Annotated in this window: 9 protein-coding genes; 2 read left to right on the top strand and 7 right to left on the bottom strand. The window is 71.5% G+C overall.

Annotated elements, in window-relative coordinates; translation table 11 throughout:
• Positions 1-91: 91 nt before the first annotated feature.
• From ACFU7Z_RS03055 to ACFU7Z_RS03035, 5 genes are all read right to left on the bottom strand, one after another.
• Positions 92-1,291, bottom strand: coding sequence for a cytochrome P450 (locus ACFU7Z_RS03055; RefSeq protein ID WP_074002874.1), 1,200 nt, complete (start codon positions 1,289-1,291; stop codon positions 92-94).
• A complete protein-coding gene (locus ACFU7Z_RS03050; protein WP_049655871.1) occupies positions 1,288-2,043 on the bottom strand; it encodes a tRNA-dependent cyclodipeptide synthase in 756 nt (251 codons plus the stop codon). The genes ACFU7Z_RS03055 and ACFU7Z_RS03050 overlap by 4 nt, the downstream gene beginning before the upstream one ends.
• Complete coding sequence (locus ACFU7Z_RS03045; RefSeq protein WP_234348545.1) at positions 2,040-2,795, bottom strand: TylF/MycF family methyltransferase; 756 nt, start codon at positions 2,793-2,795, stop codon at positions 2,040-2,042. The genes ACFU7Z_RS03050 and ACFU7Z_RS03045 overlap by 4 nt, the downstream gene beginning before the upstream one ends.
• A 94-nt stretch (positions 2,796-2,889) precedes the next feature.
• A complete protein-coding gene (locus ACFU7Z_RS03040; RefSeq protein ID WP_380741216.1) occupies positions 2,890-4,134 on the bottom strand; it encodes a hypothetical protein in 1,245 nt (414 codons plus the stop codon).
• Positions 4,131-5,333: a nucleotide disphospho-sugar-binding domain-containing protein gene (locus ACFU7Z_RS03035; protein ID WP_380775606.1), complete on the bottom strand. Its 1,203-nt coding sequence runs from the start codon at positions 5,331-5,333 to the stop codon at positions 4,131-4,133. Before ACFU7Z_RS03035 ends, ACFU7Z_RS03040 begins: the two co-directional genes overlap by 4 nt.
• A 239-nt stretch (positions 5,334-5,572) precedes the next feature.
• On the opposite strand from ACFU7Z_RS03035, the gene ACFU7Z_RS03030 reads away from it, so the two are divergent.
• Entirely contained in the window at positions 5,573-6,730 is a 1,158-nt protein-coding gene (locus ACFU7Z_RS03030; RefSeq protein ID WP_380775604.1) for a hypothetical protein, read from the top strand.
• Between the two features lie 209 nt (positions 6,731-6,939).
• Here ACFU7Z_RS03030 and ACFU7Z_RS03025 read toward each other — a convergent pair whose 3' ends face one another.
• Complete coding sequence (locus tag ACFU7Z_RS03025; RefSeq protein ID WP_380775603.1) at positions 6,940-7,995, bottom strand: PIG-L deacetylase family protein; 1,056 nt, start codon at positions 7,993-7,995, stop codon at positions 6,940-6,942.
• A gap of 666 nt (positions 7,996-8,661) precedes the next feature.
• On the opposite strand from ACFU7Z_RS03025, the gene ACFU7Z_RS03020 reads away from it, so the two are divergent.
• Positions 8,662-10,452, top strand: a complete 1,791-nt coding sequence (locus tag ACFU7Z_RS03020; protein WP_380775602.1) for a prolyl oligopeptidase family serine peptidase — start codon at positions 8,662-8,664, stop codon at positions 10,450-10,452.
• Here the strand turns inward: ACFU7Z_RS03020 and ACFU7Z_RS03015 are convergent.
• The gene (locus tag ACFU7Z_RS03015) at positions 10,430-10,888 is read right to left on the bottom strand and encodes a hypothetical protein (RefSeq protein ID WP_380775600.1); all 459 of its coding nucleotides are present in this window, start codon (positions 10,886-10,888) and stop codon (positions 10,430-10,432) included. The genes ACFU7Z_RS03020 and ACFU7Z_RS03015 overlap by 23 nt on opposite strands.
• Positions 10,889-10,923 lie beyond the last annotated feature (35 nt).

The following is a 10,923-nucleotide window of genomic DNA, read 5'->3' as shown; positions in this document are numbered from 1 at the left end:
GGCGGACCGTGACCGATCCGGTCGCGGTCCGCTCGAACCCTCACGACGCGCTGGTAGTCCGCCGACCCCGGCCCGTGCGCTGTCGCCCCCCTCACCAGGCGACCGGCAGGACGAGCGGGCGGGTGAACAGGTTGTCCTCGTCCCAGGGGAGTTCGTCCGCGTCGATCGCGAGGATGAGCCTCGGGAACCGGGTGAAGAGTGCTTCGAAAGCGATCCGCAGGTGCGCCCGGGCCAGTGAGGCGCCCAGGCAGAAGTGCGGGCCGGCACCGAAGGTCCTCGATCCGTCCGTACGGCGGTGGATGTTGAACCGGTGGGGGTGCTTGTAGTGATCCGGGTCCCAGGTCGCCGCGATCATCGGCGTGACGACCGACTCCCCCGCGCGGATCGGCACGCCGCGGATCTCGGTGTCCTCCAACGCGACTCGCGGGTTGGACAGGTAGCCGTTGTGGTGGAACCGCAGGACCTCCTCCACGACGGCGGGCCACAGCCGCGGGTCTTCGAGGACGCTCTGCAGCTCCTCGGGGTGCCTGAGCAGGGTGACGATGCCCGTGGACGCCGAGGAGACGAGCGGTTCGATCCCGGTGACGAGCAGGTAGCTGACGGTGCCGTGCAGCTCGTCGGAGGTGATCTCGTCGGCCTGGCGGGCCGCGATCAGGGCGCCGATCGGTTCGGTCGGGTCGGGGGCGGACCACTTGTCCGCGACGATCTCGGCGGCCAGCGCGCCGATCTGCTCGGTGGCGGCCGAGACGTCCGTCCGGTCCGCGTTCTGGCTGGTCTGCTCACGGAAGCAGCCGTGCAGCGCCTGGCGCCGGTCCGCCGGGATGCGGAGCAGCCCGCAGCTGACCCGCAGGGCGAGGGGCGCCGTGTAGGCGCTGACCAGATCCGCGGGGTTGCTTCCCGCGGCCATCGCCGTCAGCAGGTCCTCGGCGTGCGCCGCGATGGCGGTGGAGTACCGTTCGGCGGCTCGCCGGTTGAACAGCGGGTTGAGGATCTGCCGCACCCGGGTGTGCCGGGGCGGGTCCAGGTTGAAGATGCCCCCGGGCACGGAGTTGAAGTCCTCGCCGATCAGTCGCGGCGCGCCCGGGTAGACCAGGTCCCTGGAGAAGCGCGGGTCGGTCAGGACTCCGGTGATGTCGTCGTGGCGGGTCAGCAGCCAGGTGGTCTGCCCACTGGGCATGCGCAGCGGGCAGACCGGGCGCTCCCGCCGCAGCGTGGCGTACAGCGGCGGCGGGGTCCCGTGCTCCCCCGCGGGCAGCGGCCACTGGAGGATGTCGGTGTCCGACAGGGTCACGACTGGGCTCCTCTGGTACCGGCGTTCGGCGGCGCGGCCTGCTCGACGGCCGGTGCCACGGCCGGCTCGACGGCCAGTGCGATGGTGGCGAAGCCGTGGCCCGGCGCCGGCGCCAGGGCCGGGACCTCGCCGTTCCACAGGGCGAGCTGCAAGGGCCAGGGACGGTTGTAGAGGAGGAGGGCGGTCCGGGTCCCCGTGATGCCGGGCAGGTCCAGGACGAGCGGGAGTTCGGCGAGGACGTAGCCGAGGTTGAGTTCGATCTGCGCCGGGGTCGGTTCGCCGCCGAGGACCGTCATGAGGTAGCCGCGGGACGCCTCCCGGCACAGTTCCCGTAACCGGCCGTCCGAGCGGAAGGCGTCGTCGACCTGGGCGCGCAGCTCGCGGTAGCGCTTCCGGTTGATGAGCCGGGTCCAGCTGTTGACCCGGTCGTGCGGGTTCGGGCCGGAGGCGTGGAGGGCACGCCGTGCCGCCGCGCGCATCCTGCGCACGGCCCGGGTCGCGCTCTGTGCGGCCTCCCGGGGTGCCCGCCCGCAGGCGATGAGGCCGAAGGCCGTCTCGTAGCCGGGCAGGACGGCTTCGACGTGCCGAAACCTTCCGGCGGCCCAGGCCAGCAGGGTCTCGACGGTCGCGGGCCGGTAGAACCCGTTGAACGGGCTCAGTCCGAACACCGCGGCCTCACCGGTGTCGAGGATCTCCCGAGACTGCTCGTTGAGCGGGTGGACCGTGACGGCTTCCGCCGGGACCGCGATCACAGGCTCCGCCGCCAGTACGCGCCGCAGACGTCGATCCGTCGGATCGGGTCGTCGATCCGCTGCTCCTCACGGAAGTCGTGCACAGCGGCCCGGCACGCCGGGATGACGTAGTCGTCGATGATCACGAACCCTCCGGTGGACAGCCTGGGGTACAGGTGGGTCAGGGCGTCCCAGGTGGATTCGTAGAGGTCGCCGTCGAGCCGGAGCAGTGCCAGCTTCTCGACCGGCGCCTGGGGCAGGCTGTCCCGGAACCGGCCCGGGAGGAAGGCGACGTGGTCGTCCAGCAGCCCGTAGCGGCGGAAGTTCTCCGCCACCTCCTCCTGGGGCACGCCGAGGACCCCGTTGGCCTCGTGCAGGGCCAGTTCGCGGTCGAGGGGGTGCCCGTCCGCGCCCACCTCGGGGATGCCGGTGAAGGAGTCGGCCACCCACACGCGGCGGTCGGTGATGCCGTGCGCCTTCAGGAAGGCACGCATGAAGATGCAGGCCCCGCCGCGCCAGACGCCGGTCTCGATGAGATCGCCGTCGACGCCGTCCGCGACGACCCGCTCCAGGCAGTCGTGCAGGTTGTCCAGCCGCTCCCTTCCGATCATCGTGTGCGCGGCAGCGGGCCAGTCCAACCCTCCGTGCCGCTCCTCGGCCTGGTAGCCGGTCGGTCCGTCCGGAGTGAGCCCACCGTCCTGGTAGATGACATTGGTCAGGACCTTCTTCATGAGGTCCAGGTAGAGGTGCCCGTCACTGTCGCAGTCATCCACTGGCTGTCTCCCTGGCAGGTCGGTTCTGGTCCGGATCGGTCCGGACCGGATCGGATCGGATCGGTCTGGATCGGTCCGGAGGGCTTGGCGGACGTCACGCTGGTGGTGCGGACCACCCGCGGTCGATGAAGTCGGGAGCGCCCTCCTCGGAGTTGACGCCCTTCTCGACGAAGGCGAGGTTGTGGTAGACCGTCAGAGCCACGGCATGCCGGTCGGCGTAGGACGGTCCGGGCGCTGCCGCCGGTGGCACCCACTCCCGGTGGTGCAGGCCGTCGACGAGCTGCTTGAGCAGGCCGACCGAGGTTCCGGGCCCGGCGACGGGGCCGGCGGTGCCGCCGTAACCGGGCCAGTAGGCGGTCTGGAGATCCTCGACGACGTACAGCCCGCCTGGCCGCACGTGCGGGAACAGGGCGGTGAAGGAGGCTCGCACATGGGCGTTGAGGTGACTGCCGTCGTCGATGACGATGTCGAACGGCCCGAACCGACGGCCGAGGTCGTCCAGGAGTCCGGGGTCGCCCTGGTCCCCGACGGCGGTGGCGATGCGGGGGCCCCGAACACCGGGTTTGGGGACGATGTCGAGCCCGAGGACCAGTCCCGCCGGGAAGTAGCGCTGCCACATGCGCAGTGACGCGCCGCCCTGGTCGGGTGCGTCGTAGCCGCCGATCCCGATCTCCAGCACTCGGACCGGCGCGTTCCGGAAGCGGGCGAAGTGCCGCTCGTAGTACTGGGTGTACCAGTGGAGGTCGGCCCACTTGTCCGAGCCGAACCGGGTCGAGAGCCCGCCGAGGTCGACCGGGTGCCGTTGGCAGGCGGCCACGACCGCCTGGACCGCGACCGCCAGCCGCTGGCGTTCGCGGACGATCGCGGTGAGCCCACCGGGGGCCGGGTTTGGAGCATTCAGCTCGGCGCAGGTGGTGACCCGCCGACTGGTCCGGCGATCGGTGCCGGGGCCGTAGAGGCCGCGCAGGAGGTCGACGGCGTCATGGGTGATCCGCACCGGCGCCGCCTGCCAGCCGTCCCGCTTCGAGGTCAGCCCGTCGCGGTCGACGGTGAGGAGGCGACAGGCCCGTTCACCGCCCGACGTGAGCTCGAAGGCGAGGTGCGCGGCGCCGTCCACCCGCACCGGATCGCACCGCACGGCCAGTTCCTCGACGACGACCTCCGCGACCCGGTCGAGCCCGAGGTCGGCGACGGCCCGCGCCAGCCGGTGCTCGTCGGCCGCCGCACGCAGCAGCGGTTCGATCGCGGGCCAGCCGGGGCCGGCCGCCGCGCCCACGGGGGCGTCTCCGGCCGGTGCCACGGTCGGGGCGCCGACCGGTCCAGGGCCGGTGCGGGTCATGACGCGGCCTCGACCAGCTGCCGGACGACCCGCTCGGGGCCGGGCATGGCCTTGATCTCCTCCCGGACCTGCCGGCAGGCCTCTCGGATCCGCCGGTCGGTCAGTGCGCGGCGGATGCCGTCGGCGAGTGCCGCGGGGTCGATGTCCCGGTCGGGGAACGCCACCCCCACCCCCCGCTCCACCACCGCTTGTGCGTTCACCGGCTGATCCGCCACCTGGGGCAGGACCAGCTGTGGCACCCCGTTGGCGAGTGCGGTGAAGGTGGTGCCCGACCCGCCGTGATGGACGACGGCGGCGCAGCTCGGCAGCAGAGCGCTGAGCGGCGCCCAGTCGACGGCACGGAGGTTCGGCGGGAGCGGCCCCAGGCCGGACAGATCCGCCCCGCCCGTGGTGAGGACGACCTCGGCGTCCTCGGCGGCCAGCGCGTCGACCACGTCCCGCAGGACCGGGGTTCCACCGACCGCGGGAAGCACCGATCCCCAGGTGACGCAGATGCGTGGGCGCCGCGGCGCAGTGCTCACCCAGTCGGGCAGCACGGCACCGCCGTTGTACGGCACGTACCGCATCGGCCATCCGGCCTTGGCGTCCGGAGGGCGCAGGCTCTCCGGGCACAGGTCGACCGTCGCCACCGGACCGGTGAGCGCACCGGTGATCCCGTGGCGTGCCCGCACGTCCTCCAGTGCGCTCAGCACCGCGGCGAAGGACGGATAGGGCAGCCCGATCCCGTGCATCACGCAGGGGATTCCGGTGGCCTCGGCGGCGAGCTGACCGCCGGCCAGGAAGGTCGTGAAGACCAGGAGGTCCGCGCGCCACCGGCGGATCAGGTCCACGGTGCCGTCCACCATCCGGCCTCCCACCCCGAGGACCAGGGCGGCGACGTCCTCGCGCGCGGGGTCCGGCCGATCGGCGGCCGTCGGGCCCGGCCGGTCCGCCGCACCGGTGAACCGGCGCCAGGCGTCGGACAGGTCGTACCGGTCCGGCCGGTTCTTCGTGACCCGGACACCGAGCCGGTGGTAGGCGTCGGCGGCGTCGCCGTCGGATACGTCCACGGCGGCCAGGCCCGAACGCGCGGCCATGTCCAGGCTCGGTCCGGTCGCGGCCACGAGTACCTCGTGACCGGCCGACTGCGCCGCCCACATGGTGGGCACCGCGGGCATGAGGTGGCCGACCCCGGGTGCCACCACGAACAAGATGCGCACGAAGTGCTCCTAACCGGCTGGAGGCATCGAGGACCGCCGAATTCGGCGTGATTCGTTGGGATTGTCCAGCTCGGCCACACCGTATTCAAGTACGCCGGGCCGGGACCGTCACCCCGAGACCGATCGCACCGGATTGCCTGGCACGCGCATTCCGGGGGAGCTTGACCGGAGGCAACGGACACGAGAACGTGTCACGCGACGGTCATTCCAACAGAGTTCGGACAAAGGGATTTCATGTGATGAGCACATTCTCAGATCCCATGGCGGACAGGAAAGCCGATTCGGCCACACCCATCGAATGTCTCAGGCTGGCCGGAGACGACACCCGCTCCCTGCACTCCGTCGTCCACTCCTTCGAACTGGCCGACCTCACGGCCGTGTTGGTCGACGAGATCCTGTTCCGCTGCGATCCACCGGGCAACGCCGATCCGGTCACCGTCGTCCTGGACGTCACGCGCGGCGAGGAGCGGGTCAGCACCTCCTTTCTCGTCCAAGCCGGTCGACCGGTCGGCCTGAACGGTGCGGACGGCCCGGCCGCACTCTTCCGCATCGAATACGATGTGCTCGACCTGGTACGGGAGTTGTTCGGGCCGTCCGCGCCCGGCGGGCCGGCGAACCGACGGACCGAGCTGCGGTTCGTCCCGGAGTCCATGACAGTGGAGGGTGTTCGCCCGCTCGGCTCGATCATGGCGGCGGCCAGTACCGTCCTCACCGGCTGCTCCTCCGACCACCCCGGACTCGCCCGGCTGGCCCTGCGCCACGACTCGGACAAGTGGGGCGGCCTGCACTGGTTCGCCGCCCTGTACGAACGCCACCTGCGCCAGCTGCGCGACCAACCCGTCCGAGTGCTCGAAATCGGAATCGGCGGATACGACCACCCCACCCTGGGTGGCGGGTCATTGAAGATGTGGAAACACTACTTCCCGCGCGGTCTGGTATTCGGCGTCGACCTGTACGACAAGAGCGGCCTCGACCAACAGCGCCTGCACACACTGAAGGCGGACCAGAGCGACCCCGCCCAGATGATCGAAATCGCCGAACGGCACGGTCCGTTCGATATCGTCATCGACGACGGAAGTCATATCAACGAACACGTCAGGACAACATTCCGGGCGCTGTTCCCCCACATCCGCGCCGGAGGCCTCTACGTCATCGAGGACCTGTGGACCTCCTACGCCCCGGGCTTCGGCGGAAACGAGGACCCGGAGGCGTGCGACAGCACCACGCTCGGCCTCGTCAAACGGCTCGTCGACGACCTGCACTACGAGGAGCAGCCGTTGAAGACCACCGGCGGAGTCGGTCCGTCCCTGGCCGGAATGCACCTCTACCGCAACATCGCGTTCCTGGAGAAGGGCCGCAACGCCGAAGGGGGGATCCCGGGCTGGATCCGCCACTGAGCCTGCAACACCGCTCGTGACACAGGCAGAGCCCGGCGAAGAGCCAGGCGGACCCCAGCACGGCGCGGGCCTCGTCGAGGGTGCGACAGTGCGTCCGACCGGGGTCGGCGATCATCAGCTCGCAGTCCCGACCGGCGGTCAGGAAACGAACCGCCCGGGGCGGTCGGCGACCGACCGTCCCGGGCGCCGGACCGCGCCCGGCGGCCCCGTCAGGACCACCCCCACTGCGGCTTGGCGCCGTAGGGGCCGTCCTCGAGGCCGATGTCCCCGTACTGGTACTTGTTGTTGGGGAGGGCGAAGACGTACTCGCGCGGGTCGGCCGCTGCGCCCTCCAGCTTCTCCGGGACGCTGTGGTAGCCGAGCGCGTAGAGGTTCTTGGACGGATCCCAGCTGTTGTAGCAGGCGATGGCCTTGAGCTTGGTCTTCATGTGGGCGTCGGGGATGTTCAACACGTAGGCGGCGCCCCTGCTGCGGTCGGGGAGCTCGTGGTCGTAGGCGTAGACGAAGTTGAAGCGCACATCGGTGAGCTTGCCCTCCCTCGCCAGCTGCACGGCCGCGTCGGTGATCGCCTTGTGGGTCGCGCTGACCTCCAGCCAGCCCGCGGTGAACTTGTGCGAGGCGCCCGGGTACTGATCCGCGATGGACGCGATCTTCGACTTGACCGTGCTGGTGAACTTCTTGAAGGCGTCGTCCCCGCCCCACGCGGAGTCGGGGAGCTTGAGGTTGATCACCTTGTCGACGCCGAGGCGGGCCGCCGAGGCCATGAACTCGGCGGTCCGGGCGGGCACGATGACGCTGTCACTGGCGCTCGCAGGTATGGTCGGCCAGTTCAGCCCGTGGTGGCCGCGGGCCACGCACGGATGCCGGCGGTCCTCTGTGGTCATCGGACAGGGATCGGCGTTCATCCGCCTCGCCAGCCCGTCGTTCTCACCCCGTGTCACCAGCACCAGGTACACGGGCCGTCCGGCCGCCTTGTGCTCCAGGATCGACCCGGCCAGACCCAGCGCCTCGTCGTCCTGGTGCGGCGAGTAGAAGATCGCCGGGGCTGACGCGGCCGACGCCCTGGCCCCCGACAGGCCGGTGCCCAGGAGCGTCGCACCGGCCAGCGCCCCTGCCGTCAGCACCCGCCGCCGGGACAGACCCGCCCCTCCGTTGTCCACCATTGCCGCCTCCTGCCGGCCCCACCGGGCCGGCCCGTACCCCGGCCCGCCGTCGCCGGTGGCAGCGGAGGAGTCGAAGCGGTGGAGGAAGTGACGATCGGCCATGGGCAGGCTCCTTGGACAGCGGCCCCACGGGGGCGGCACGGGAAACGGGAGTCGACGGTGCCGGCGGACGAACCACCAGGTCACGCCCCCGACGCTACAGAGCGCCCCCGTCACCCGGCGTCACCCACCGGAACGGGGACCGCACTCCCGCTCCCACCCTGGCCCGGCACCGTGCTCCCGGGTCCCACCCCGCCCATCGGCGGGGGTGGCGGCGCACCGAACCGGCTCCACGGCCGGCGGATCCGCCCCGCCGGACGCCTCGCCCTGCCCTGCCCGGTCGTGCGGGAGCACGGGACGTCGGACCGGTCGACTTCCCGTGCTCCCGGTGCGGCAGGGAGCCAGCTACCTCGCGCCGGCGCACAGCGCGGGGCTCGTCCTCATGGGGTCGGTGCCGGCCGGAGCACGAAGCCGCAGTTCAAACCATGCGAGGATCAGGCCCGGGTGCGATTGCATCGGCTGTGCTGAGGACGTTTTCACGACGGTGAGGATCGTTCGCCCCACGACGGCCTACCCCGCACGCGTTCCGCGCGGCCGAGCCGTGGACGGCGGCTCAGCGGTGCTCGGGGTTCCCAGTCTCCCTCCACACTCGGACCGGGCACCCAACCTCGCGTACCGGTCACATTGCGGCGGTGGCACTTACCGGCGTGATTCGGCAGGATCCCCTTCATGAGGTCTCAGGACACAGGGTTGTCACCCGCGTGGGTCGCGCGGAAGGTCGTGGCGTACGACGAACTCCAGGCCGTGGCGGGCTCGCTGTGGTGGTTGCAATCCGACCCCGATCGCGGCGGCGTCCGGCGCGTGATGTGTTCGGAGGGCTCCGGCAACGCCTTCGCGGTGACGCCATCCGACTTCTCCGTCGGGGGTGAGCTCCACGCCTACGGCGGCGGCAGCTTCGCCGTGGTGGAGGGCGCGGTGTGGTTCGTCGGGGACGGCGGCTCCCTCTTCCGCCAACCGCTCGGCCGCGCGCCGGACAGGATCGTGTCCATCCATGGCTCCGAACACTATGGCGACCTCACTCCGGGCCCGGACGACAGCGTCTTCGCGGTCCGTGGTGACGGCGCTGCGGACGAGATCGTCGCGGTGACTCCGGCCGGAGACGTTCAGATCCTGGTTCGCTCCTCCGAGTTCCTCTCCTGCCCCCGGCTCGCCGGGGACGCCCTGGCGTACCTGGAGTGGGGCCGGGACCAGATGCCTTGGGACAGCTGCCACCTCCTGCTGGCCGACATCCGTTCCGGCCGCCCCGGAGCGGGCCGGGTCGTCGCAGGCGGCTCCTCGGAGTCCGTGGTCCAGCCGTCCTGGGGACCGGACGGGTCGCTGTACTTCATGTCCGACCGAACGGGTTGGTGGAACCTCTATCGGCTTCGCGACGACACGGTGACGCCGGTCCTGCCCATCGATGCGGACTGCGCGCCGGCGCCCTGGGAAGCGGGCTACCAGTCGTACGGATTCGCCCCCGACGGCACCGTCGTGCTGACCGTCCTGAACGGGTTCTCCACCGAACTCGTCGCCGTCGATCCCACCGGCGGTCGGCGCCGGCTCGGCCCGAACCTCACCTCGGTGAAGCCGTACATCGCGGTCGACGAAGGCCGGCTCGCCGTGATCGGCTCCTCCCCCTCGTCCGCCCCCGGGCTGTGGTCGCTCGACCTCGCAGCACAAGCCGACGCCCCGGCCGTCCCGGTGGGCACCCGGTCAGGGGCCGTTCCGCCTTGGACGCCCGTCCCCCCGTCGCTCGACACAGCACCGGGTGCGGACGGTCCTGTCCGCTTCCTGCTGCACCGGCCTTCGGGAACAGCGGCGCCCGTACCGCTTCTGGTGCGGGCGCACCCCGGTCCGACGGACGATGTGCCCCTGCGGCTGGACTGGACGACCCAGTTCTTCGTCAGCCACGGCTTCGCCGTCGCCGAGGTCCTCTACCGGGGCAGCACCGGCCTGGGTCGCGCGTTCCGGCAGGTGCTGCACGGCCATTGGGGCGAGTACGAGGTCGAGGACTGCGCCGCCGTGGCCGAGCACCTGCGCTCGACCGGCGCGGCACTGCCCGGGGCGATGTTCATCAGCGGCGCGAGCGCCGGCGGGTACACGGCGCTCCAGGCGGCGAGTCGTCCGGGGCCGTTCACCGGTGCGACGGCCACCTCGGCGATCATCGACCCCGCACGGTGGGAGCTGTCCGTCCCGGAGTTCCAGCGCCCCCACGCGGCCGCCCTCCGCGGGCCTGCCGGAGCCGTTACGCCGGAACGGATCCGTTGCCCCATGCTGGTGATCCACGGAACCGCCGACACGATCACCTCCGCCGAGGAGGCGATGCAGTTCGCGCAGGACCTGGCCGCCCTCGGCGGTGACCACGACAGCCTGCTGCTGGAGGACGGCGACCACTACCTGTCGGCGCCTGCCGCCCGGGAACAGGCCCTCCGCGCCGAACTCGACTTCTACCGCCACCTCATGACCCGCCCAAGAGCTTGACGGCCATGTCGTCGGCCTCGGGTAGCACGGCCCGGGCGAACTCGCGCAGCTCCCCGGCCCGGGCGTAGTCGGCATGGACCCGCAGCTCGGCCAGGGCCACGGCCTGGTCGACGGGCTCGCTGCGACCTCCGCCCTCGGCGACCAGGACCAGCTGCTCACCCTGTGGTTCGACGGCGGCGGCGCGGAAGCCAGTGAGGGCGTTGGCGTGGCCGTCCTCGACGGCGGCCTGGGCGCGCAGGCCGAGCGCGCCGCACTCGGGAAGCTCGTCGGCCGTGCCGCCGCCGTAGGTGGAGCTGGTGATGCCGCGCCGCAGCACCCACACGGCGTGGGTGCCTTTCTCCTGCTGCGCGAGGCAGGCCAGGGCGGTGAAGGCGTCGGCGTCGGCGCCAACGACCGCCAGCGGAGCTGATTGATCGGCGGCCCTTCGATGTGTCAACTGCGTCGGCCGGGGCTTCGTTGGCAGTCAGGTGC

The sequence above is a fragment of the Kitasatospora sp. NPDC057518 genome (genome assembly GCF_042802075.1).
Classification (GTDB): Bacteria; Actinomycetota; Actinomycetes; order Streptomycetales; family Streptomycetaceae; genus Kitasatospora.
The sequence above is the reverse complement of the archived record's forward strand: the minus strand, read 5'-3'. Positions and strand labels throughout refer to the sequence as shown.